The sequence below is a fragment of the Noviherbaspirillum sp. FW303-A3 genome (assembly GCF_058788695.1).
In genome coordinates this window covers 1955388-1977607 of the sequence record NZ_JBYTAZ010000001.1, presented here as the reverse complement: position 1 = coordinate 1977607, position 22220 = coordinate 1955388, and the positions used below count along the sequence as shown (strand labels likewise).

22 protein-coding genes are annotated in these 22220 nt (G+C 63.2%); 12 read left to right on the top strand and 10 right to left on the bottom strand.

Going from position 1 to position 22220, the window contains the following annotated elements; all coding sequences use genetic code 11:
- Positions 1-4: 4 nt before the first annotated feature.
- Positions 5-3634 carry an indolepyruvate ferredoxin oxidoreductase family protein gene (locus AC3WOY_RS09670; RefSeq protein WP_492423129.1) on the top strand — a complete coding sequence of 1210 codons (3630 nt, stop codon included), beginning with the start codon at positions 5-7 and terminating at the stop codon, positions 3632-3634.
- 68 nt (positions 3635-3702) lie between these two features.
- Positions 3703-4260: a nucleotidyltransferase family protein gene (locus AC3WOY_RS09665; RefSeq protein ID WP_492423127.1), complete on the top strand. Its 558-nt coding sequence runs from the start codon at positions 3703-3705 to the stop codon at positions 4258-4260.
- On the opposite strand, the gene AC3WOY_RS09660 is transcribed toward AC3WOY_RS09665, so the two are convergent.
- The gene (locus AC3WOY_RS09660; protein ID WP_492423125.1) at positions 4248-4577 is read right to left on the bottom strand and encodes a hypothetical protein; all 330 of its coding nucleotides are present in this window, start codon (positions 4575-4577) and stop codon (positions 4248-4250) included. The genes AC3WOY_RS09665 and AC3WOY_RS09660 overlap by 13 nt on opposite strands.
- Before the next feature lie 362 nt (positions 4578-4939).
- On the opposite strand from AC3WOY_RS09660, the gene AC3WOY_RS09655 reads away from it, so the two are divergent.
- Positions 4940-5716 (top strand): DUF72 domain-containing protein, encoded by a 777-nt coding sequence (locus AC3WOY_RS09655; protein WP_492423123.1) that lies wholly within the window; start codon positions 4940-4942, stop codon positions 5714-5716.
- Here AC3WOY_RS09655 and AC3WOY_RS09650 read toward each other — a convergent pair.
- From AC3WOY_RS09650 to AC3WOY_RS09625, 6 genes are all read right to left on the bottom strand, one after another.
- On the bottom strand, positions 5661-7139 hold the full coding sequence (locus AC3WOY_RS09650; protein WP_492423121.1) for a protein kinase domain-containing protein: 1479 nt from the start codon (positions 7137-7139) through the stop codon (positions 5661-5663). The genes AC3WOY_RS09655 and AC3WOY_RS09650 overlap by 56 nt on opposite strands.
- On the bottom strand, positions 7136-7879 hold the full coding sequence (locus tag AC3WOY_RS09645; protein ID WP_492423119.1) for a metallophosphoesterase family protein: 744 nt from the start codon (positions 7877-7879) through the stop codon (positions 7136-7138). The genes AC3WOY_RS09650 and AC3WOY_RS09645 overlap by 4 nt, the downstream gene beginning before the upstream one ends.
- Positions 7880-7998: 119 nt before the next feature.
- Complete coding sequence (locus AC3WOY_RS09640; RefSeq protein ID WP_492423117.1) at positions 7999-8445, bottom strand: cyclic nucleotide-binding domain-containing protein; 447 nt, start codon at positions 8443-8445, stop codon at positions 7999-8001.
- 54 nt (positions 8446-8499) lie between these two features.
- The gene (gene queC, locus AC3WOY_RS09635; protein WP_492423115.1) at positions 8500-9207 is read right to left on the bottom strand and encodes a 7-cyano-7-deazaguanine synthase QueC; all 708 of its coding nucleotides are present in this window, start codon (positions 9205-9207) and stop codon (positions 8500-8502) included.
- 55 nt (positions 9208-9262) lie between these two features.
- A complete protein-coding gene (locus AC3WOY_RS09630; protein ID WP_492423113.1) occupies positions 9263-10006 on the bottom strand; it encodes a DUF3108 domain-containing protein in 744 nt (247 codons plus the stop codon).
- Between the two features lie 2 nt (positions 10007-10008).
- Complete coding sequence (locus AC3WOY_RS09625) at positions 10009-11115, bottom strand: DUF3108 domain-containing protein (RefSeq protein WP_492423111.1); 1107 nt, start codon at positions 11113-11115, stop codon at positions 10009-10011.
- 216 nt (positions 11116-11331) lie between these two features.
- Between AC3WOY_RS09625 and AC3WOY_RS09620 the strand changes: the two genes are divergently transcribed.
- A complete protein-coding gene (locus AC3WOY_RS09620; RefSeq protein WP_492423109.1) occupies positions 11332-12045 on the top strand; it encodes a PhaM family polyhydroxyalkanoate granule multifunctional regulatory protein in 714 nt (237 codons plus the stop codon).
- A gap of 20 nt (positions 12046-12065) precedes the next feature.
- Here the strand turns inward: AC3WOY_RS09620 and AC3WOY_RS09615 are convergent, their stop codons facing one another.
- On the bottom strand, positions 12066-13310 hold the full coding sequence (locus AC3WOY_RS09615; RefSeq protein WP_492423107.1) for an MFS transporter: 1245 nt from the start codon (positions 13308-13310) through the stop codon (positions 12066-12068).
- A 359-nt stretch (positions 13311-13669) separates the two neighbouring features.
- Here AC3WOY_RS09615 and AC3WOY_RS09610 point away from each other — a divergent pair, with 359 nt between their 5' ends.
- Genes AC3WOY_RS09610 through AC3WOY_RS09600 form a run of 3 tightly spaced genes read left to right on the top strand, consistent with a single transcriptional unit; the run spans position 13670 to position 16154 of the window.
- On the top strand, positions 13670-14677 hold the full coding sequence (locus AC3WOY_RS09610) for a methionine ABC transporter ATP-binding protein (protein WP_492423105.1): 1008 nt from the start codon (positions 13670-13672) through the stop codon (positions 14675-14677).
- On the top strand, positions 14677-15336 hold the full coding sequence (locus AC3WOY_RS09605) for a methionine ABC transporter permease (protein ID WP_492423103.1): 660 nt from the start codon (positions 14677-14679) through the stop codon (positions 15334-15336). The genes AC3WOY_RS09610 and AC3WOY_RS09605 overlap by 1 nt, the downstream gene beginning before the upstream one ends.
- Before the next feature lie 26 nt (positions 15337-15362).
- A complete protein-coding gene (locus AC3WOY_RS09600; RefSeq protein ID WP_492423101.1) occupies positions 15363-16154 on the top strand; it encodes a MetQ/NlpA family ABC transporter substrate-binding protein in 792 nt (263 codons plus the stop codon).
- 105 nt (positions 16155-16259) lie between these two features.
- Here the strand turns inward: AC3WOY_RS09600 and AC3WOY_RS09595 are convergent, their stop codons facing one another.
- The gene (locus tag AC3WOY_RS09595) at positions 16260-16577 is read right to left on the bottom strand and encodes a thiosulfate oxidation carrier complex protein SoxZ (protein WP_492423099.1); all 318 of its coding nucleotides are present in this window, start codon (positions 16575-16577) and stop codon (positions 16260-16262) included.
- Positions 16574-17089, bottom strand: a complete 516-nt coding sequence (locus AC3WOY_RS09590; protein WP_492423097.1) for a thiosulfate oxidation carrier protein SoxY — start codon at positions 17087-17089, stop codon at positions 16574-16576. Before AC3WOY_RS09590 ends, AC3WOY_RS09595 begins: the two co-directional genes overlap by 4 nt.
- A gap of 108 nt (positions 17090-17197) precedes the next feature.
- Between AC3WOY_RS09590 and AC3WOY_RS09585 the strand changes: the two genes are divergently transcribed.
- The 5 genes from AC3WOY_RS09585 (at position 17198) to AC3WOY_RS09565 (ending at position 22219) form a co-directional block, all read left to right on the top strand.
- Positions 17198-17521: a c-type cytochrome gene (locus AC3WOY_RS09585; protein WP_492423095.1), complete on the top strand. Its 324-nt coding sequence runs from the start codon at positions 17198-17200 to the stop codon at positions 17519-17521.
- 13 nt (positions 17522-17534) lie between these two features.
- Positions 17535-18815: an FCSD flavin-binding domain-containing protein gene (locus tag AC3WOY_RS09580; protein ID WP_492423093.1), complete on the top strand. Its 1281-nt coding sequence runs from the start codon at positions 17535-17537 to the stop codon at positions 18813-18815.
- A gap of 24 nt (positions 18816-18839) precedes the next feature.
- Positions 18840-20501, top strand: coding sequence for a 3-(methylthio)propionyl-CoA ligase (locus AC3WOY_RS09575; protein WP_492423091.1), 1662 nt, complete (start codon positions 18840-18842; stop codon positions 20499-20501).
- 289 nt (positions 20502-20790) lie between these two features.
- Positions 20791-21564 (top strand): methionine ABC transporter ATP-binding protein, encoded by a 774-nt coding sequence (locus AC3WOY_RS09570; protein WP_492423089.1) that lies wholly within the window; start codon positions 20791-20793, stop codon positions 21562-21564.
- Positions 21557-22219 carry a methionine ABC transporter permease gene (locus AC3WOY_RS09565; protein ID WP_492423087.1) on the top strand — a complete coding sequence of 221 codons (663 nt, stop codon included), beginning with the start codon at positions 21557-21559 and terminating at the stop codon, positions 22217-22219. The genes AC3WOY_RS09570 and AC3WOY_RS09565 overlap by 8 nt, the downstream gene beginning before the upstream one ends.
- Position 22220 lies beyond the last annotated feature (1 nt).

The window sequence follows — 22220 nt, the reverse complement described above, 5'->3', positions numbered from 1 at the left end:
CAAGATGAACGCACCCCTGGATGCCGGACAACGCCGGCTGCTGGAAAACATTTCCCTGGACGATAAATTCACGCTGGAGAGCGGCCGCGCTTTCCTGACCGGCACCCAGGCGCTGATCCGCCTGCCGATGATGCAGCGCCAGCGTGACCTGAAGGCAGGACTGAACACCGCCGGCTACATCACCGGCTATCGCGGCTCCCCGCTCGGCAACGTCGACATAACCGCGATGAAGGCGCGCAAGTATCTTGAAGCGCACCACGTCAAATTCCACCCCGGCATGAACGAAGACCTCGCCGCGACCGCGGTCTGGGGGACGCAGCAGGTCAACCTGTTCCCGGACGCCAAGTACGATGGCGTGTTCTCCATGTGGTACGGCAAGGGGCCGGGCGTGGACCGCTGCGGCGACGTGTTCAAGCACGCCAACATGGCCGGCACCGACAAGAACGGCGGCGTGCTGGTGATCGCCGGCGACGACCACGCGGCCAAATCGTCGACCACCGCGCACCAGAGCGAACACATCCTCAAGGCCTGCGGCATCCCGGTGCTGTATCCGTCTTCCATCCAGGAATACCTCGACTACGGCATCCACGGCTGGGCGCTGTCGCGTTATACCGGCCTCTGGGTCTCGATGAAGTGCGTGACCGACCTCGTCGAATCCGGCGCCACCGTCGACGTCGATCCCTTCCGCGAGCAGATCGTCATCCCGACCGACTTCGAACTGCCGCCGGGCGGCCTCAACATCCGCTATCCAGACGCGGTGCTGGATCAGGAAGCGCGCATGAACCACTACAAGTGGTACGCCGCGCTTGCCTACGTCCGCGCCAACAAGCTCAACCAGATCGTCTGGGACAGCCCGCACGCGCGCATCGGCATCATTACCGCCGGCAAGTCCTACCTCGACACGCGCCAGGCGCTGGCCGACCTCGGCATCGACGAGAACGTGGCGCGCGACATCGGCATTCGCCTGTACAAGATCGGCATGACCTGGCCGCTCGAAGCGGAAGGCGTGCAGCAATTCGCGCACGGCCTGGACGAGATCCTGGTGGTCGAGGAAAAGCGCCAGATCCTCGAGTATCAATTGAAGGAAGAGCTGTACAACCTGCCCGACGGACAGCGTCCGCGCGTGGTCGGCAAGTTCGACGACACCGGCGAATGGAGCGGCAACCATCGCGAAGGCCACGGCAACTGGCTGCTGCCCGCGACGTATGAACTGAATCCCGCCCAGATCGCCCGTGCGATCGCCACGCGCATTTCCAAATATTTCGCCGGCCATCCGGTCGAGCAGCGCGTGAAGGAGCGCATCGCCTACCTGGAAGCGAAGGAAGCCGTGCTCAAGGTCGGCAGCGCCAAGCCCGACCCGGCCAAGGACCGCGTCCCGCACTTCTGCTCCGGCTGTCCGCACAACACCTCGACCAAGGTGCCGGAAGGCAGCCGCGCGCTGGCCGGCATCGGCTGCCATTACATGGTGCTGTGGATGGACCGCAAGACCTCGACCTTCACCCACATGGGCGCCGAAGGCGTAACCTGGGTCGGCCATGCGCCGTTCACCAATGAACAGCACGTGTTCCAGAACCTCGGCGACGGCACCTACTTCCATTCCGGCCTGCTGGCGATCCGCGCCGCCGTGGCGGCCAAGGTCAACATGACCTACAAGATCCTGTACAACGACGCGGTGGCGATGACCGGTGGCCAGAACGTGGACGGCCCGCTCGACCCCGCCATGATCTCGCGCCAGATCGCCGCCGAAGGCGTGAACCCGATCATCGTCGTGACCGACGAGCCGCAAAAGTACCCGGCCGGCATCAACTGGGCGCCCGGCGTCACTATCCGCCATCGCGACGAACTCGACGCGGTGCAGAAGGAACTGCGCGAGGTGAAGGGCGTGTCCGCCATCATCTACGACCAGACCTGCGCCTCCGAGAAGCGCCGCCGCCGCAAGAAGACTGGCCCGGACGGCAAGCCGCTGTATCCGGACCCGGCCAAGCGCGCCGTCATCAATGAAGCGGTGTGCGAAGGTTGCGGCGATTGCAGCGTGCAATCCAACTGCCTGTCGGTCGAGCCGCTGGATACCGAATTCGGCCGCAAGCGCCAGATCAACCAGTCGACCTGCAACAAGGACTTCTCTTGCGTGAAGGGCTTCTGCCCGAGCTTCGTCACCGTCGAAGGCGGACAATTGCGCAAGCCGAAGAAGGCGGCCGTCAACGACGATGCCGGCGCGAAGAAGCTGCCGATCCTGCAGGGCAGCAACCTGCCGCATCCGGCGGTGCCCGGCACGGCGCAACCCTTCGGCATCCTGGTGACTGGCGTCGGCGGTACCGGCGTCATCACCATCGGCCAGATCATCGCCATGGCCGCGCACCTGGAAGGCAAGGGCGTGTCCGTGCTCGACATGACCGGCCTCGCGCAGAAGGGCGGCGCGGTGATGTCTCACGTGCGCCTGGCCGACCGTCAGGAGGATATCCACTCGACGCGCGTCGGCACCGGCGCGGCCGACCTCGTGATCGGCTGCGACGAGATCGTGGCGGCCAGCCGCGATGCGCTGAGCCGCATGGGCGAGGGACGCACCCATGCCGCCATCAATGCGACGGCATCGCCGACCGCGGCTTTCGTGAAGAACCCGAACTGGCAGTTCCCGTCCTCGACGGCGGAAACCGACATCCGCAATGCCTGCGGCAGCGGCAACGTCGACTTCATCAACGCCGGCAAGGTCGCCAGTGCGCTCATGGGCGACACCATCGCCACCAACATGTTCATGCTCGGCTATGCATGGCAGAAGGGCTGGGTGCCGTTGTCCGAAGCGGCGCTGAACAAGGCGATCGAACTCAACGGCGTATCCATCGAGTTCAACAAGCAGGCTTTCGTGTGGGGCCGCAACGCCGCGCACGACTGGGCGGCGGTCGAGCGCCTGGCCAAGCTCAATGACGTGCAGGCGCAGGTCATCGAGTTCAAGCGCAACCCTTCGCTGGGCGATCTCATCGACACGCGCGTCGACTTCCTGACGAAGTACCAGGATGCAAACTATGCCGGCCAGTACCGCGCCTTCGTCGACAAGGTGCGCGCTGCCGAGGCCGAGGTCATCGGCGAGGGCCGCGCGCTGAAGCTGACGGAAGCGGTCGCGCGCTACCTGTTCAAGCTGATGGCCTACAAGGACGAGTACGAAGTCGCGCGCCTGCATGCGGACACCGCATTCAAGGCCAAGATCGAGGGCATGTTCGAAGGCGACTACAAGGTCAAGTTCCACCTCGCGCCGCCGCTGTTCGCCAAGCGCGATGCGGAAGGCCACTTGATCAAGCAGGAATTCGGTCCCTGGATGATGAAGGCGTTCGGCATGCTGGCGAAACTCAAGTCCCTGCGTGGCACGGCATTCGATATCTTCGGCCATACCGAGGAGCGCAAGACCGAGCGCGCGCTGATCCGCCAGTACCGCGACACCATCGACGCCTTGCTGCCGGAACTGACCATGCAGAACCTGCCGAAGGCCGTGGCCATCGCCGGCATCCCGGAAGACATCCGCGGCTTCGGCCATGTGAAGGAGCGCCACCTGAAGGCAGCGAAGGAAAAGGAAGCGGCGTTGCTGAAGGAGTTCAAGTCTCCCGTCGCGCCGTCGCCGTCCTCGCAGCACGCGGCAGCCTGAACCCGGGCGATCGTCCACTGCCGCCGGTCCGGATTTCCCGGGCCGGCGGTTTTTTCATTGATCACGACATGCATGAAGAATTGATACGCGCGTGGATGGCGCAAGACCCGATGCGCATGCGCGCGCTGCATCTCGCTCGGGAGCTGGGCCTTCCCGACTGGTGCCTCGCCGCCGGTTTTGTGCGCAACCTTGTGTGGGACAAGCTGCACGGCTTCGAGACCCCCACGCCACTGGACGACATCGACCTCGTGTACTTCGATCCGCTGGATGCACACCGCGAGCACGACAGGCGCATCGAGCAGAAACTGATGGAAACCGATCCGGCCCTGCCATGGTCAGTGCGCAACCAGGCGCGCATGCACGAGCGCAACGGCGATGCGCCATATCGGTCGACACTGGATGCGATGAGCTACTGGGTGGAGCAGGAGACCGCCGTCGGCGTGCGCCTGGATGGCAGCGGCCGCATCGAGGTCGTGTCGGCGTTCGGCCTCGACGGCTTGTTCGCCAGGCGGATCACGCCGAACCGGCGCAAGCGCAACAGCGCGACCGAGTTCTCCACGCGTCTGGCCAGGAAAAACTGGCTGTGGCGATGGCCGGACCTGTGCGTAGACGCTCAGGCGAGCTGATAGCGCAATGCCGACAGTTCGATATGCGCGAGGATGACGGCGCTCTTGAGCTCGTAGTTCATGCCGTCGGACGGATGGATGCGCCGCTGCGCCTGGTAGCTGATGCGTGCGAGGTCGTCGACGGTTTCGCGCACGCTGCGGTCGTCGTCGGATTCCAGCGCAAGGCGTGCCTCGCACGACCGCTGGCCGAGCTGCTGCACGTAGTTCCTGATTTCATCCGGGATGTTCCCGTCGGTGTCGCACGCGCGAACCGCGTGGAAGATGGTGCGGTCGATGAAACCGAGGCGTTGCTGGATTTCCTCACGTAGTACGTTCATGCGAGACTCCTCCTTGAACCGGGTACAAGGGCGACCGTATAGGCTCCGATGAAGTCTTGATGCAGCATGCAGTCAAGGTGGCGGACATCGTCTAAATCGTCAGAGCAGATCAGGTAGTGCGTCGACAGCGAAGTTCCGTTTTCCTCCGGATGCGCATGGGCGGCACATCCGTCTCCAGCAGTGCAGCACCCCCTTTCGCAGGACGAATGCTGCGCCCCTATTCTGCGCCGCCTCGCGTCGCGGATCAATTCGCACTGCACAATGTCTAAAGGACATGATGCACGGGCAGAAATTGGTGCGATGCGCCATGGCGCGACGCTGCGCCGGAGCAAGCAAGTCGGGACGTGCAAGGAGAGCGGGCGATGACTTCAGGCGGAATGCGTGCGAACAAAGAAGGAAACCTGATCCATGTGGGGTGCGCCGGCTGGAGCGTCCCTGGTGCAATGCATGATCGATTCCCCGCTGCCGGCTCGCACCTGGTGCGCTATGCATCCGTCCTTCCCGCGGTGGAAATCAATACCTCCTTCTACCGGCCCCACCGTCCCGCCACTTACGAGCGATGGCGCGAATCCGTGCCCGAATGGTTCCGGTTTTCCGCCAAGGTGCCCAAGGCGATCACGCATGAAGCGCGACTGCAGGGGGTTGATGAAGCACTGGAAAAATTCATCGGAGAAGTGAGCCGCCTGGAACACAAGCTCGGCTGCCTGCTTGTGCAACTGCCGCCCAGCCTGCAGTTCGACACGCAGGGTGCACGCCGGTTCTTCCGCCGCCTGCGCGCGCTCAGCAATGTGCCGGTTGTCTGCGAACCGCGTCACCCGACATGGTTCACACCGTCCGCGGGAGATGTGCTGTCAGGAATGGGCGTGGGATATGTAGACGCCGACCCGCCTGTCGCACCCATTCCCGCGGAAGCGGATGGCGCGGGTATCGTCTACCTGCGCATGCATGGCTCGCCTGTGATCTACCATTCCGATTACGACGAGGATGTGATCCTGCAATTGCATGAACGGATCGTGCGCAGCGTCGATGCCGGGCGTCATGCCTGGTGCATCTTCGACAACACTGCAAGCGGGGCTGCCGTACCTAATGCGTTGTCCCTGCTTGTGCGCCTTCACTTGACTCGGGCGGCAGTGGCTTGACCGCCTGCAGGTTGGGTTGTGGCGTGCCGCCCGGCGTTTTCACGACGGTCACGGTGCACTCGGCCAGCGCCACGACTTCCGAGGACACGCTGCCGAGATAGCGGCGGAAGGCGGAACTGCCGCGCGAACCGATGACGATATGGTCGACGGCATTTACTTTGGCATAGTCGATGATTGCGGTGGCGGCGTCGGGCGCTTCGAGCACGTGGTAGGTGATTTTTTCCGCCGGAATGTTGAGCGGCCTGGCCCAGTGTTTCAGTCCGACCAGATGCTTGACGTGGATGTTGCGGCCTTCCTTGTCGACCAGTTCGTCCAGCCCGATGCGATTGGTTTTCTGCACGGTCACGCAGGCAAGGCGCGCGCCCGGTTCGGTCTGCAGCACGCGGCGTGCGGCCACGCGCAGCGATTCAGCCAATGCTTCCGAGCCGTAATTCAGGTCGATCGCCACCACGATGATGGGCGCGCGGGTGAGCTGTGTTCCTGCCGACTGCTGCGGCACGTATTCCATGCCGATGGAGCGGAACCACCGCCGCGCCATCTTGACCATGCCCTCGCGCACGCGCTTCTCCGCGCGCGCCGTCAGCTTCACCTGGTCCGGATTCTGCAGTTCCAGCGCCAGTTGTGCCGCAGTGTCGTGGCGCTTCGCCGGATTCACCTCGAGGCAGCGCAGGATCAGTTCCTGCAGCCACTTCGGTATCTTCGGGTTGAGCGAGCGCGGCGGCACCGGATCGCGGTACAGGCGGCGGCGCAATCCTGACACGGATGTCGGGAAGCCGTGAGGGCGCTCGCCGGTGGCAAGGTGGTACATCAGCACGCCGAGCGCGAACAGGTCGCTGCGCGGGTCATTGCGGATGTGCAGTACCTGTTCCGGCGAGATATACGGACCGGTGCCCATCGGCAGGCGGAATTCCTCCGCCAGCAGGTCGGGAAGCTTGTCGTGCCGCGCCAGGCCGTAGTCGATGAGGATCGCCTCGCCGGTTTCGCGGAACATGATGTTGCTCGGCTTGATGTCGAGGTGGATCACATGCTGGCGGTGCAGGTCGTGCAGCGCGGTGGCGACGCGGATGCCGATGGACACCACTTCCTCGATCGGCAACGGTGCCTCGTCGAAGCGCGCGCGCAGCGACTTGCCGGCGATTTCTTCCATCACGATGTAGGGCTGGCCGGTGAAATCGCCCGAAGCGACGAAATGCGGGACATGGATGCCGGTCAGCTTCGGCATGATCATCTGCTCGACCTCGAAGCCGACGATGGCCGCCGGATCGGTGTTGTCACCGAGGATGGGGATCTTCATCAGCAGGCGCGGATCGTCTTCCTTGCCGTCGACGCGGGTGACGTGCCACAGCGTCGCCATCCCGCCCTTGTGCAGCTTCTCCTCGACGCGGAAGCTGTCGATGATCATGCCCGGCGTCAGGCGGCTCATCTTCCGTGCTCGAGGCGGTTGCCGATGCTTTGCGGCAGGCCGGCCGCGCGGATCTTGGCGGCGGCGGATTCGTAATCGTAGGGAACGCGGAAGTAGACCAGCTCATTGGTCGCGTCGTCGAACAGCGCATAGCAGGCGGCCGGATTGCCGTCGCGCGGCTGGCCGACGGAGCCGGGCAGCACCAGCCAGCGGCGCTGCGTGCCGAGCGGAATGCTGCTGTCGCCGGTCGGGACGAAGGACGATACCTTGCCAGTCGGCGACAGGTTGTAGAGCGCCGGTTCGTGCACATGGCCGACGAAGGTGATGCGGGCGCGGGTGGCATGCATGCTCTTCACGGCTTCCAGCGTGCCGGTGATGTACTCCCAGCTCTTCGGCTCGGCTGCGGTCGCGTGCACGAACAGCAGGTTGTTGTGCTCCTGCGTCAGGGGCAGCTTGTCGAGGAACTGGAGCTGCGGTTCATTGAGCTGCGCGCGCGTCCATTCGACGACTTCGCGCGCCTGCGGATTCATGTGCTTGGACGCTGTCTGCGTGACTGCAACGTCATGGTTGCCCTGCACGGCGAACGCGCCGCGCCCGACATGGTCCATGACGGTGTCCACTACCCAGGCCGGGTCGGCGCCGTAGCCGACGAGGTCGCCCAGGAAGGCAAACCGCTGGGCATTACGCTCCTTGGCGTGGGCGAGGCAGGCGGTCATCGCCTCGCGGTTGGCATGGATGTCGGTGAGTATGGCGATCAGCATGGATGGGCGTTTCCGGTGGGGATGTTATTTTGACAAGCGGAGTGTCTCTGACTGACATCCTACTCCCGCTACCTTTAGGTTTGCTTACAGCGGAATTTATCCTGACGGCTACGGACGATCTATCCCAGAGTAAGCAAATCGTTTGCGTAGCGCAGGCGCTGCGAAAGCAGGCGGGCAATGTTGCGGAACAGCTTGGTGGCCACGTCGGGCAACCGGACGATCTGGTCCCCGTCGAGCCGCAGCAGGCGGCAGTGGGTGACGGCCTTGACCGAGGCGGAGCGGCTGCGGCATTCGATGAGCGACATTTCGCCGAAACATTCGCCCGGTCCGAGCTCCTTGATCAGCTTCTGCACGCCGGCCGAGCGTTTGTAGATCGCCATCTTGCCGGACAGGATGATGAACAGGTGGTTGTCCTGTTCGCCCTCGCGGATCGGATAGTCGCCGCTGCGGCACTCGGCCAGTTCCGCGTCCGCGAGCAGTCGTTCCAGTTCCGGCTGGTTGAGTTCGCGGAACAGCTCAAGCCGGAGCAGGAGCTGGCAAGTCTCGGGCTCGCAATGGACGGACATGGTTACCTTTCGATGTTGACTCTCGGAAAGGGTAGAGCGGAACGCCGAAACTGTCTATGCCCCATCCGCCACAAACTGCCGGTAGCCGCGCGCCCGCAGTTCACAGGCCGGGCATTTACCGCAGCCATAGCCCCAGTCGTGCAGTTCGCCGCGCTCGCCGAGGTAGCAGGTATGCGTATCGGCGCGGATCAGGTCGACCAGCGCCGTGCCGCCGAGCTCTTTTGCCAGGCGCCAGGTCGCAGCCTTGTCGATCCACATCAGCGGCGTTTCCAGCTTGAGGCGGGTCGCCATGCCGAGGTTGAGCGCCACCTGCAGCGCCTTCATGGTGTCGTCGCGGCAGTCGGGATAGCCTGAGAAATCGGTTTCGCACATGCCGCCGACCAGCACATCCAGCCCGCGGCGGTAGGCGACCGTCGCCGCCACCGTCATGAACAGCAGGTTGCGGCCGGGGACGAAGGTGTTGGGCAATCCGTTCGCCTGCATCGCGATCTCGACGTCGGCGGTCAACGCGGTGTCGGAGATCTTGCCGAGCAGCGACAGGTCGATCATGTGGTCCTCGCCCAGGCGGGCGTTCCATTCGGGCGACTGCGCGCGCATCTTCTGCAGCAGCGCCGGCCGCACGCTCAGTTCGATGGCATGCCGCTGGCCGTAGTCGAAACCGATGGTTTCGACCTTGCCATAGCGGGCAAGCGCCCAGGCAAGGCAGGTCGTGGAGTCCTGGCCGCCGCTGAAGAGAACCAGTGCGCCGTTGGAGAGTGTCATGCTTGTTCCGTTGGAAGAGGTTGGATGCCGGTCATTGTAGCGCCGCCGGCGTGCGTCACGGCGTCTTCCGGCTGATGGCGCGCAGCGTCTGCTCGATATAGTCGCCGTCGTCCTCGCTGTAGCGCACCCGGACCGGATACCATTCGAGCGCCGGTGCCAGCCAGATGTCGATGTGCTGCTCCTTCGAATCCGCCAGCGGAATGCGCGTGACGTGCAGCGCGTTCATTTCCCCCAGCGGCGTGCGGATCTTTTCCTGCTTGACCACATTGAAGGTCCAGGGCTCGGCATCGCGCACGCCGGCGACGAAGAAATTCCAGCTCGCGCCCGGCTTGACCTTCGCGGGTGCCGCGCGGGCGACGGCCACCAATTCCCAGATGACACTGTTGCGATCCTGCTCGCCGCCCCGGATGGGATAGGTCTGCTCCGAATTCGTGAAGCGTATCGTTCCCGCCGCACGGTCGAAGGTGGTCGTGGCGGCCCCCTTGCGGAACCGTTTCTCGGTGAAGGTGGCGGGCGCCAGTCCGAAGCCGTCGACCTCGCCCTCGCTGCGCGCATCCAGGATTTTTCCGACGAGCACCGCGCGTGCCTCGTTGGTCGCGCTGAAGCGGTTGGCCTCGACGGTCCAGCGCATCAGCGCCTCGCCCTCGACCGGGATGCCTTTCTGCCTGGCCTTGATCGCATAGGAAAGCTCGGCGGACGGCGGCAGGCTGGTCTTGTACTTGACCGGCGGATTGGCCGCGGCCGCGCCAGTGGCCAGCAGGCCGCCGAGGAGGGCGGCAAGCGGCAGTCTGAAGGACATGCTCATTCGTTTCCTGAAGAAGAATCCACGCTGCGCGGCGGTTTCAGTTCCGCCAGCAGCATGTCGAGGTAGTCCCCGTTTGCATAGGTGAAGCGCACCTTGGCCGGATACCACTCATGCCGGGGCGCCAGCCAGATGTCGATTTTCTGGTCGTAGGAGCCGGGCTTCGGTGCGCGCACCACATGCCAGGCAGGGATCTTGCCGAGCGGCGTGTCGATGTCTTCCTGGCCGATTACGTCGATGCGCCAGGTTTCCGCGTTGCGCGCGCCGGCCACCATGATGTCGAACGCCGTTCCGGGGATGAACTGCGCCGGATCGCCGCGGCCGATGCCGGCCAGTTGCCACATGACGCTGGCACGGTCCTGTTCGCCCCCGTTATAGGGATAGACGGCCTGCGAGGCGGAAAAACTGATCGTCTTTTTCTCGTGCTGGAAGTGGGTGTTGGTCATCGCCTTGCGCCACGGCTTTTCGCTGTAGAGCGTCGGCGCGATGCCGGAGGCATTGATCGCGCCTTCGCTGCGGAAATTCAGGACCGTGATCTTGAACAGCACCGTGATGCTGGCCTCGCCGGTGATGACATAACTGCCGGCATCCGCATTCCAGCGGAACACGCCGGAACCGTGCCATTGCTGCCCCTCCCGCAAGGCCCGGACCTCATAGTTCAGTTCCGCTGACGGCGGCAGCGCGAACTTGTACGTGCCCGTCGCCTCGCCAGCCTGCGGCGGCGGTTCCTCGGCGACCGGCGGCGCCAAAGCCTCGGCTGGCGTTTCCGGTGGCGCGGCCTCGGGTTGCGCCGTGGCCGGCGCCACGGCGACCGCTTCTGCCGCAGGAGGCGGGGCGGCGGGGCGCGGTTTCGGCTTGCGTTTCGGTTTCGGCGCGACAGGCGGCGGCGTTTTCGGTGCGGCGACCGGCGGCGGGAGCAGTTCCGTGGCGATCACCGCCGGCTTTTCCTCGCGCATGGCGGGGAGGGCGATGCGTCCGCTCGCCCAGTTGAACAGGAACAGGTGCCACAACAGCGATGCCAGCAGCGCAACCGGCAGCAGGATCCGGCGGGCGGATCGCTGTGGGGCGGACTGCGGGGAGTATGCTGGCGGGGAAGTGCGGACCATCCCGCTAGTGTAACAACCTCTCCGGGCCTGCACTGTGACGGGATACAAAGTTTCGTGCCGGTAACGTCACGAAAAACCGGCAGGGCGGCCGGTTTGCAGATACGTGATCTGAAGCAGGGCCGCCGGACGGCAAACGCGCTAAGATCGGAACCTTTAACATTCTGTTCACTCAGCTAATCTGGTGATACGCTGCAGGTAATTTTCCAACGGAGGGTAATGATGATTAAGCCGAATATACCGAACATTCCGAACATCCCCGGGATGGGAGCGATGACGGATACGCTTGATTTCGTCAAGAACCTGTGGGGCAGCATGGGCCTGCCGGGAATGAATGTACCGGGGATGCAGGCCATGAACGTTCCCGGCATGGTGATGCCTACTCTCTCCGTGGACGAGATCAACAAGCGGATTTCCGACCTGAAGGCGGTAGAGTCCTGGCTCAGCCTGAACATGGGCATGCTGCGCAGTACCATCCAGGCGCTGGAAGTGCAGGCGGCGACCATCTCCACGCTGCAGACGATGGGCGAGCGATTCAGCGCCACGATGCATCCCGCCGCTGCGCAAGAGACCGGTCAGTCGGCAGGTGCAGCACCAAATGGGGCCAGGTCGTCCAACGGGGCGGATGGCGGCATCGGCGCCGAACGCGATCATGGCACGGCGCCGGAGCCGACGCGGAAGGATGAGCAGGACGCCGCCAGCCTGACCGCGCCGCTGGTCAATGCCGCTGCCTGGTGGAACATGCTGCAGGACCAGTTCAAGCAGGCGGTCAATACGGCGATGACCGAGACCCAGGCTGTTGCCGCCGCCGCAGTTGCCCCGGCAGCGGAAAAGCCGAAGGCCAAGGCGAGCGCCAAGCCGAAAGCTGCATCGTCGGCTTCCTCCGCATCCTCGTCCTCGACGACGACGCGCAAGCGCAAGACAACGAAATAATCCCCGACGGCAGGCCCGCCTCAGCCGCGCGGCCTGCTTCCCTCCGCGGCCTGGGGCACCTTCAGGTGTCCCGCCATCCACAGGGCTGCCAGCCCGCAGGCGACAGCAAAATATCCCACGATGTTGTAGTGCTCGATCTGCCCCGCAGGCGTGCGGGTGATGACCAGGCCCGCGACCAGCGACGCCAGTCCGGAGGCAAGCATCTGCACCGACGATCCGAGGCTCATGAAGGTTCCCCGCACCTGCAGCGGCGCCACCGCGGTCACCATCGCCATGCCGGGAATCATGCGTCCGGAGACGAGGATGAAGAACGCGGTCGAGTTGATGAGCACCAGCCACCACGGCACCGGCACGAGGTGCGTGGTCACCAGGATAGGCGCGAAGGACAGCACGGCGATCCAGCGGAAGGTGCGCAGCTTGCCGTGCTTGTCCGCGAGCTTGCCGATGATGCGCGAAGTCAGCAGCGTCGCCGCCCCGCCAACGAGGTAGATCAGGGTAATGAAGCTGGCCGTCATCCCGACGTTGGAGGTGTAGTACAGCGCGATATAGGGAATCACGCTGAAGTTCATCATCAGCAATCCGACGAAGAAAAAGGCTTTCAGGTGTTCCGGTTCTTTCGCGACCGCGTAGATCTGCTGGAACACATTGCCGGTCCGCTCCCGCGACAGGTGGGCGGTCAGCGCCGGCAGGTGGCGGTAGCCGAGCGCGAGGATGAGGCAGGACACCAGCACGATGAAGAAGAAGGGCGCGCGCCAGCCGAGTTGCTGGATGTGCTCCGCGAGAAAGAGTCCGAGCGGCACCCCGGCCACCGTCGACACCGAGAACGCCGCCATCACCGTTCCCATCGCCTGCCCGCGCCGCTCGAAGGGAACGACGTCGGCGATCATGGTCTGCACCATCGCCCCCAGTACGCCGCCGAATGCGCCGGCCATGGCGCGCGCGAGCAGCAGCGTGAGGTAGTTCGGTGCAATCGCGCAGAACAGCGTGGCGAGGATGAACAGCACGTACAGCGTCAGCATCAGCTTGCGGCGGTCGAAGCGGTCGACATAGGTCGCGGCCAGCAGGCCGGATGCGGCAGCGGTGAACGTGTATGAGGACAGCAGCAGGCCGAATTCATGCGTGTCGATGCGCAGCACCCGGATCAGTTCCGGGCCGAGCGGCATCATGATCATGAAGTCGAGGATATGCGTGAACTGGATTCCAGCGAGGGCGAGGAGGAACAGTTTTTCTTTTTTCTGTTCGGTGAAATTGGGTGGCTGATTCAACAATGCGGTGTGCAGGCTCGGGTTGACGGGACCAGTGACCTCGATGCGAAAGAGAGGTCATTGCGAATGGGGTGAAGCGCAGCGAAACCGTGCAAGCGGCCCGCGCATGGCCGTTATCTTAACGCCAAGCCGGAAAACGTGCGCCGGCAGGTCTGCGCGTTCACGATCTTTTGTGCGCGGGCGCCTGTGCCGATCTTTATTTGGGAGGAATGCCGTTCTGTGCAGAAAAAGCCTGTTTTCCGCCGGGTGCCAATAAGCAAATGAGAAATGCTTCGTTCCGGATTCATGTTGATTTCGCTAATCTTCCGCCCTTTCATGCAAGGTCGCCGCCTCGGCGGACCGGAACAGTAAATACAAACGTGATTCACATCGAACAGCTTCACAAGGATTACCGGGTAGGCAGCCGCACGGTCAGCGCGCTCAACAACATCAACCTGCACATCCCGCGAGGGAAAATCTTCGGCATCATCGGCCGCTCGGGCGCGGGCAAGAGCACGCTCCTGCGCACCTTCAATCTCCTCGAACGTCCAACGAGCGGTGCCGTGCGCATCAATGGCGCCGACATCACCACGCTCGGCAAGACGGAACTCGACCGCATGCGCCAGCAGATCGGCATGGTGTTCCAGAACTTCAGCCTGCTGTCGGCCAAGACGGTCGGCGCAAACGTGGAATTCCCGCTCAAGCTTGCCGGCGGCCACAGCCGCGAGGAGCGCAACAAGAGGGTGGACGAGCTGCTTGACCTGGTCGGACTGAGCGAGCACAAGGACAAGTATCCGGCGCAGCTTTCAGGCGGCCAGAAGCAGCGCGTCGGTATTGCCCGCGCCATCGCCAATGCGCCGCAACTGTTGCTGTGCGACGAAGCGACATCCGCGCTCGATCCGGAGACGACCCAGTCCATCCTCGCGCTGCTGGCCGAAATCAATGCGCGCCTCGGGCTCACCATCGTGCTGATCACGCACGAGATGCAAGTCATCCGCAGCATTTGCGACGACGTGGCGGTGATCGAGGCCGGAGAAATCGTCGAGACCGGTCCTGTCTCCGAGGTGTTCCTGCATCCCCGGCATGCCGTCACGCGAAGCCTCGTTGCGGAGAACACGCATGACGACTTCGACCTCGCCGGTGTGCGCGCCGCGAATGGACGCCGCCTGCGCCTCACTTATACCGGAGAGACGGCGTACCAGCCGATCCTGACCCGCGTCGTCGAACAGACGCGGGCGCAAATCACCATCCTGCAAGGCGCGGTGTCCCGCATCAAGGACAAGCCCTACGGCCAGCTGCTGGTGGAGATCGGCGGCGCCGACGAGGAAGCCGCCGCGGTGCTGGACCTGTTCCGGCGTCTTGACGTGCATTGCGAGGTGGTGAACTGATGGAATTCTCGAATATCGACTGGGCCGACATCGGCCAGGCAACCATCGACACGCTCACCATGACCGGCGTGTCCCTGGTCTTTACCGTTCTGCTCGGCTTGCCGCTCGGGGTGCTGCTGTTCCTGACCGCGCGCGGGCAATTGCTTGAGCAGCGCGGCATCTATGCGGTGCTCTCGCTGGTCGTGAATGTTTTGCGTTCGCTGCCGTTCATCATCCTGCTGATCGTCATGATCCCGGTCACGCTGGTGTTGGTCGGGACATCGCTGGGCGTCGAGGGAACCATTCCGCCGCTGGTCGTCGGCACCACGCCCTTCTTCGCGCGCCTCGTCGAGAACGTCCTGCGCGAGGTGGACCGCGGCGTCATCGAGGCCTGCAAGTCGATGGGCGCGAAGACGCACCAGATCGTGATCAGCGCGCTGCTGCCGGAAGCATTGCCGGGCCTGCTCGCCGCCGCGACCGTCACCACCATCGCGCTGGTTTCCTACGCGGCGATGTCCGGCGTCGTGGGCGGCGGCGGACTCGGCGATCTCGCGCTGCGTTACGGCTACCAGCGATTCCAGACGGACGTGATGATCGTCACCGTGTTCATTCTCGTCGTGCTCGTGCAGTTGCTGCAATACGCAGGCGACTGGCTGGTACGCCGTTTCACCCGCAGGTAATTCACATCATTTTTACAGGAGTAGTTATGCGTTTCAACTTTGCATTGCTGTTTGCCGCGACCGTCGGCTTTGTCCTGCCGGTCGCCTCCCATGCCGCCGACAAGCTCGTCATCGCGGCCACGCCGGTCCCGCACGCGGAGATCCTCGAATTCGTCAAGCCGCAGCTGGCCAAGGACGGTGTGGACCTCCAGGTCAAGGTCTTCACCGACTACGTCCAGCCGGCGGTACAGGTGAATGAAAAGCGCCTGGACGGCAATTTTTTCCTGCACCAGCCTTACCTCGATGAATTCAAGAAGGGCCACAAGAACGACATCGAAGTGCCGGTGGCGAAGGTGCATGTGGAGCCGTTCGCTGCTTATTCCGCGAAATACAAGAAGCTTGCCGACCTGCCGGACGGCGCAACCGTCGCCATTCCCAACGATCCGTCCAACTCCGGCCGCGCGCTCCTGCTGCTCCAACGCCAGGGCCTGCTCAAGCTGAAGGATGCCAACAACATCTCGGCAACCAAGAAGGACATCGTGTCCAACCCGAAGAAACTGAAGTTCCGTGAGCTGGAAGCCGCGACGCTGCCGCGTGTCCTCAACCAGGTCGACCTCGCGCTGATCAACACCAACTATGCGCTGGAAGCGAAGCTCAATCCGGTGAAGGACTCGCTGTTCATCGAAGATGGCAACTCCCCGTACGCAAACCTGCTGGTCGCCCGCGAGGATAACAAGGACAACGCCGCCATCAAGAAGCTGGCAGCGGCGCTGACCTCTCCCGAGGTGAAGAAGTTCATTCAGGAGAAGTATAAGGGCGCGGTAGTTCCGGCGTTCTGAGGCACATCTTCCTCACTTGCCGCTGTCTCCTTCGCTGGCGAGGGGCAGGACAGCGGCACATCCTTTCAGACGAGGCGCAGCCCGATACTGGGCAGGGTGTGCATGTCAGGCAACCATTGCCTGCAACTGATCGGACTGCTGCCGGTTGTCGGTCCACTTCACTGAAATCCGGTCGCCGCGGCGCACTCCAGCGAGTTTGAACGAGAAGAACGGATTGGCGGCGACGCCCGGTCCACAGTCAATCACGAGGGCCGTTTCTCCGTTGACGTCGATGACGATCACGTCGACGTGATGCGGAGCCTGTGTTCTTCCCGTTTCCTGGTCGACCCGTTGGGGCAGCATGGGATGGTTCACCAGCAGCCTTACCGATGCATTGCCCGCCGGGTCCGCTTCAGCCCGCAGCTTGATGGTGCTACCGTTCATGTTCCTGCGCAACCCCCGACGACGACGCGCACCTCGCGCGTAACAAAGTAATCCTTCCCTCCGGCACGCACGAGCGCGCTGACATCCTGTGTTTTGCCGAGCTTCACCCGAAAGGTGACAGGCAGGGTGGCGCGCGGGCCCAGCCGCATGCTCAATGCAAGCGGCTGCGGATTTTCCGGTGCGAGAAAGGAGACCGATTCGATTCCCGGAAGATCGCTTTCAATGGTGATCGGAACGACTGCGCCGTCTTCCGCCAGCTCGTTGGTGACGATGCGGATGCGCTCCGATTTCTCCGGCTGCAGTCCGCCGAGCAATCTGTCGAGCACCTCCTGAGGCGCACGCGCGTCGATCGCCTTCCTGATCCGTGCAAGGCTCTTCAGTGGGAACGAGGCGATGAGTACACCGCCGGCCAGCAGCAGGCGTCGCCTGCGCGGCAAGGATGAATGGTGTGATATGAACATCGCCGCAATGTACTGCCGCCCGTGCAGCGTCGGAAACGAAGAAATTCGCATGTGCATATGCGTTCCATCCGACTAGGTGGCTTGCTCATATGAAAAGAAGAAATGCTTCGTTTCTCATCGTTAAAGCCGCTCGTATATTTGCGCTCAAGGAGGAATACGATGAAAACGAACCAACCCGTCCGCCCATTCCTGTTGTTTTCCGCGATGGCGCTGAATCTCATTGCCGCGTCCGCGCAGGCACAGGAAAAGCTCAGCCCGTCCAGCCTCGTCGCCTCGAGTTGCGCGGCCTGCCACAACACGCAGGGGCGCAGCGTACAGGGCACGCCCGTCATTGCCGGCATTTCGCGCGAGCAGTTCATCACCGCGTTCAAGGAATTCCAGAACGGTGCCCGGCCGGCGACGGTCATGCACCGCCATGCCAAGGGCTACAACGACCAGGAGATCGAACTCCTGGCGGATTATTTCGCGGCGCAGAAGCGTTGACCGGGAGGGGAAGATGAGCACAAACAAAGGTTTTTCGCGACGTCACTTTCTCCTGTCCGGGGCAGGCGCGTCGCTGTACGCATTCGCGCCGCGCATCTTCGGCGCGCCAAGCGCCCGCAAGGCACGGGTCGTCGTTCTCGGCGCGGGCTTCGGCGGCGCGACCGCGGCGAAGTACATCAAACGCTGGGCGCCCGAGATCGATGTGACCGTCATCGAGCGCAACGACGTTTTCATCTCCTGCCCGCAAAGCAATCTCGTCCTCAGCGGCGGACGGACGCTGGAGCAGCTGACCACGTCTTATGACTCGCTCACCCGGGCGTACGGCATCAACCTCATCAAGGACGAAGCGGTCGGCGTCGACCATGACAAGAAAGTCGTACGGGTCAAGCGCGGCGCCCCCGTTCCTTACGACCGGCTGATCCTGTCGCCCGGCATCGACCTCGACTATTCGGCATTGCCCGGCATCGCCGAGGAGTCGAAGCGGCAGCACATCCTCCACGCGTGGAAGGCGGGACCGCAGACGCTCGCGCTGCGCAAGCAGCTGGAAGGCATTCCCGACGGCGGCGTGTATGCGCTGACGATTCCCAAGGCGCCCTATCGCTGCCCGCCCGGCCCGTACGAGCGCATCAGTCTCATCGCATCCTATTTCAAGGCCGCGAAGCCGAAGTCCAAGATCATCGTGCTGGACGCCAATCCCGACATCGTGTCGAAGAAGGGACTCTTTACGTCGGCCTGGAACGAACTCTATCCCGGCATCGTCGAGTACCGGCCGAACAATGCGCTGCAGGACGTCGATCCGGTGACGCTGACGGCGAAGACGGACTTCGAAAGCGTCAAGGCCGACGTGCTCAATGTCGTGCCGCAGAACAAGGCAGGCGCGATCGCCTTCCAGGCGGGCGTGGTGGATGCCGACAACCGCTGGTCCAAGGTCGACTTTGTCACCTACGAGTCGAAGTCGGTTCCGGGCGTCCATGTGATCGGCGATGCCACGGTGTCGTCCCCGGCGCCGAAATCCGGCCACGTCGCCAACCAGCAGGGCAAGATCGCCGCCGCCGCAGTCGTGTCGCTGCTGCGCGGCGAACAGCCTTACGCGAGCCCGGTGTTTTCCAACACCTGCTACAGCTGGGTCAGCAACACGGAAGCCGTCCACGTCGCGGCCGTCTATCGCTACGACGCTGCGAAGCAGGCACTCGTCACGGCGGAGGGGACGGGCGTATCCGAGAAACGCAACACGGCGGAAGCGGCCTTTGCGAGCGCATGGGCAACCAATGTCTGGGCCGACGCACTCCTCTGACATCCTTGAAAGGAAATTCGCAGCATGACGTCCGGCGACAAGCGCCCACTGCGCGGGCAGATGATGGAGCAGCCCCTGCTGATTTCGAACCTGCTGGTGCAGGCGGATCGTCATTACGGCGATACGGAAATCGTTTCGCGTCGGGTCGAGGGGGACATCCACCGCTACACCTATCGCGATTGCCATCAACGTGCCCGCACGCTCGCCAATGTGCTCGCCGCACTGGGAGCGGGCATGGGCGACCGCATCGGCACCCTGGCATGGAACGGCTATCGGCATCTCGAGCTCTACTATGCCGTGTCGGGGTCGGGCGCCGTGCTGCATACCATCAACCCGCGCCTTTTCGCGGAGCAGATCGTCTACATCGTCAACCACGCTGAAGACCTGGTGCTGTTCTTCGACCTGACCTTCCTGCCGCTGGTCGAGCAGATCGCGCCCAAGTGCCCCACCGTCAAGGCATTTGTCGCGTTGTGCGATCACGGACATCTTCCCGGTACAGCCAAAATCCGTAACCTGTTCATCTACGAAGAACTGCTCGACGCGCACACCGATGACTTCGTCTGGCCGCAGTTCGACGAGGGTAGCGCCTCCGGGCTTTGCTATACCTCCGGCACGACAGGCAATCCCAAGGGCGCACTGTATTCGCACAGGTCCACGGTGCTGCATGCCTACGCCTCGGCATTGCCTGATGCACTCGGCTTGTCCTCGCGCGACGCGATTCTGCCGGTCGTTCCCATGTTCCATGTCAATGCATGGGGACTGCCCTACAGCGCACCGCTGACCGGCGCCAAGCTCGTGTTTCCAGGCGCGGCGACGGACGGCAAGTCGCTTTACGAACTGTTTGAAAGCGAGCGCGTCACCCTGTCCGCGGGCGTGCCCACCGTCTGGCTCGGCCTGCTCGGTTACCTGCAGCAGAATGGGAAAAAACTGTCGACGCTGAACCGCGCCGTCATCGGTGGCTCGGCTTGCCCGCCGGCCATGATGGAGACATTCCGGAAGCAGCACGGCGTCGACGTCGTGCACGCCTGGGGAATGACCGAACTGTCTCCGCTGGGCACGGCCTGCCGTTTGCAGGCAAGGCATCTCGACCTGCCGGAAGCGGAACAATCCGCCGTCCTCGAAAAACAGGGCCATGCGCTGTCCGGCATCGATATCCGTATCGTCGACGACGACGGCAAGGAGGTCGCCTGGGACGGCAAGACGCCGGGCAATCTGATGGCGCGCGGACCGTGGGCGATCAGCGGTTACTACAAGGGCGAGGGCGGCGACATCCTGCAGGATGGCTGGTTTCCCACAGGCGACGTGGCGACGATAGACAGCCATGGCTACCTGCAGATCACCGATCGCAGCAAGGATGTCATCAAGTCCGGCGGAGAGTGGATCGGCAGCATCGATCTCGAAAACGTCGCGATGCAGCACCCTGGTGTTGAACAGGCGGCATGCATCGGTGTCCAGCATCCAAGGTGGGATGAAAGGCCATTGCTGGTGGTGGTGAAGAAACAGGACGCCTCCGTCACGCGGGATGAACTGCTCGCATTCTATGAAGGCAAGGTGGCGAAATGGTGGCGCCCGGATGACGTCGTGTTCGTGGAGTCGCTTCCCATCGGTGCCACCGGCAAGGTCATGAAGAATGTGCTGCGCACGCAATATGCCGCGCACAACCTCCCGCTGCAAAAGCGCGCATGACGGACGAGGATCGACAGCATGGACCTGCTTGACGTTGTTACCGGTGCACTCCTGGTCATACTCGTCGTCGCGGCCTTGTTGCATCCGATTAACCGCGGCAATGTTGACGATGAATAGCATCGTCAACATGTAATGCCGTGGTTAGGCACGGCATTGCGCACATAGCCGAAATTCAAATAATCAATCGCAGAATAATTCGTTTTCCTCATTAGCCGTATCCAATACAGTTTCATCGTGTCAGTGCAGTCGCATACCTGCGGATGCACACAACAACAAGAGGAAAAACACGATGACCCATATCGGCAATCCCGCCGGCAGCGCCCAACTGCCCATCATTCAAATCCGGAACGTCAGCAAGGCGTTCACCACGCCGAAGGACAGTTTCAAGGCAGTCGACGATGCCTCGATCGACATCGGCCGCGGCGACATCTTCGGCATCATCGGCACCAGCGGCGCCGGCAAGTCGACGCTGCTGCGCCTGATCAATCTCCTCGAACGTCCCGACGCGGGCGAGGTGCATGTCGACGGACAGGAAGTCACCACATTGCCGAAGCGGGAGCTGCGCGGCTTGCGCCGTTCGATCGGCATGATCTTCCAGCAGTTCAACCTCTTGCAGAACGCCACTGTCGCCGACAACGTCGCGTTCCCGCTGCGCATCCATGGCGCCTCGCGTCCCGCGATTGCGTCGCGCGTGCGCGAATGCCTGGCGATCGTCGGCCTGCAGGACAAGGCAGACGCCTATCCCGCGCAGCTGAGCGGTGGACAGAAGCAGCGCGTGGCGATTGCCCGCGCCCTGGCCACCAGCCCGTCGATCCTGCTGTGCGATGAACCCACCTCGGCGCTCGATCCGCAAACCACCCGTTCGGTGCTCGATGTGCTGAAGGATATCAACCAGAAGTTCGGCGTCACCATCGTCATCGTCACGCATGAGATGTCTGTGGTCAGGGCGCTGTGCCGCAATGTCGCCGTGATGGAGCACGGCAAGGTGGTCGAACAGTTCTCGACCGACAAGGCGCACGGCGGGCTGCTTACCGATATCGCAAAGGAGGTTCACTATGCTTGACAACATCATCAGCCTGCTGCCGGAAATACAGTTGGCCATCGGCCAGACCTTCCTCATGGTCGGCATCGCGGTGTCGGCGGCAGTATTCCTCGGCGGACCGCTCGGCATCCTGCTCTTCCTGACGAGGAAAGGGCAATCGCTGGAAAACCGCGGCGTGTTCCTGGTGCTGGACTGGATCGTCAATACGGTGCGCTCCTTCCCCTTCATCATCCTGCTGGTCGCGCTCGTGCCGATCACACGCTTCATCGCCGGAACGTCCATCGGTCCGGTGGCGGCGGCCATTCCGCTGTCGTTCGCGGCGATTCCCTACTTCGCCCGCCTGGTCGAGCAGTCCCTGCGTGAAGTCCCGCGCGGCGCAGTCGAGGCGGCGCATGCGATGGGCGCCACCGAATGGCAGATCGTCTTCCGCGTCCTGCTGGTGGAAGCACGCTCGGGCCTGGTGCTTGCGCTCACCGTATTGACCGTCAGCTTCCTGTCCTATTCGGCGGTGGCAGGCGTCGTTGGCGGCGGCGGCATCGGCGACCTTGCCATCCGCTTCGGCTATTACCGGTTCCAGACCGACGTCATGGTGGCGACCGTCGCCTTGCTGGTCGTGCTGGTCCAGATCATTCAGTTCACGGGCAACCGTGTTGCACATCACCTCAACAAACGATAGG

Coding starts and splice junctions, on each gene's coding strand:
- AC3WOY_RS09670 (WP_492423129.1), top strand. CDS start 5: ATGAACGCACCCCTGGATGCCGGACAACGCCGGCTGCTGGAAAACATT.
- AC3WOY_RS09665 (WP_492423127.1), top strand. CDS start 3,703: ATGCATGAAGAATTGATACGCGCGTGGATGGCGCAAGACCCGATGCGC.
- AC3WOY_RS09660 (WP_492423125.1), bottom strand. CDS start 4,577: ATGAACGTACTACGTGAGGAAATCCAGCAACGCCTCGGTTTCATCGAC.
- AC3WOY_RS09655 (WP_492423123.1), top strand. CDS start 4,940: ATGACTTCAGGCGGAATGCGTGCGAACAAAGAAGGAAACCTGATCCAT.
- AC3WOY_RS09650 (WP_492423121.1), bottom strand. CDS start 7,139: ATGAGCCGCCTGACGCCGGGCATGATCATCGACAGCTTCCGCGTCGAG.
- AC3WOY_RS09645 (WP_492423119.1), bottom strand. CDS start 7,879: ATGCTGATCGCCATACTCACCGACATCCATGCCAACCGCGAGGCGATG.
- AC3WOY_RS09640 (WP_492423117.1), bottom strand. CDS start 8,445: ATGTCCGTCCATTGCGAGCCCGAGACTTGCCAGCTCCTGCTCCGGCTT.
- queC (WP_492423115.1), bottom strand. CDS start 9,207: ATGACACTCTCCAACGGCGCACTGGTTCTCTTCAGCGGCGGCCAGGAC.
- AC3WOY_RS09630 (WP_492423113.1), bottom strand. CDS start 10,006: ATGTCCTTCAGACTGCCGCTTGCCGCCCTCCTCGGCGGCCTGCTGGCC.
- AC3WOY_RS09625 (WP_492423111.1), bottom strand. CDS start 11,115: ATGGTCCGCACTTCCCCGCCAGCATACTCCCCGCAGTCCGCCCCACAG.
- AC3WOY_RS09620 (WP_492423109.1), top strand. CDS start 11,332: ATGATGATTAAGCCGAATATACCGAACATTCCGAACATCCCCGGGATG.
- AC3WOY_RS09605 (WP_492423103.1), top strand. CDS start 14,677: ATGGAATTCTCGAATATCGACTGGGCCGACATCGGCCAGGCAACCATC.
- AC3WOY_RS09600 (WP_492423101.1), top strand. CDS start 15,363: ATGCGTTTCAACTTTGCATTGCTGTTTGCCGCGACCGTCGGCTTTGTC.
- AC3WOY_RS09595 (WP_492423099.1), bottom strand. CDS start 16,577: ATGAACGGTAGCACCATCAAGCTGCGGGCTGAAGCGGACCCGGCGGGC.
- AC3WOY_RS09590 (WP_492423097.1), bottom strand. CDS start 17,089: ATGCGAATTTCTTCGTTTCCGACGCTGCACGGGCGGCAGTACATTGCG.
- AC3WOY_RS09585 (WP_492423095.1), top strand. CDS start 17,198: ATGAAAACGAACCAACCCGTCCGCCCATTCCTGTTGTTTTCCGCGATG.
- AC3WOY_RS09580 (WP_492423093.1), top strand. CDS start 17,535: ATGAGCACAAACAAAGGTTTTTCGCGACGTCACTTTCTCCTGTCCGGG.
- AC3WOY_RS09575 (WP_492423091.1), top strand. CDS start 18,840: ATGACGTCCGGCGACAAGCGCCCACTGCGCGGGCAGATGATGGAGCAG.
- AC3WOY_RS09570 (WP_492423089.1), top strand. CDS start 20,791: ATGACCCATATCGGCAATCCCGCCGGCAGCGCCCAACTGCCCATCATT.
- AC3WOY_RS09565 (WP_492423087.1), top strand. CDS start 21,557: ATGCTTGACAACATCATCAGCCTGCTGCCGGAAATACAGTTGGCCATC.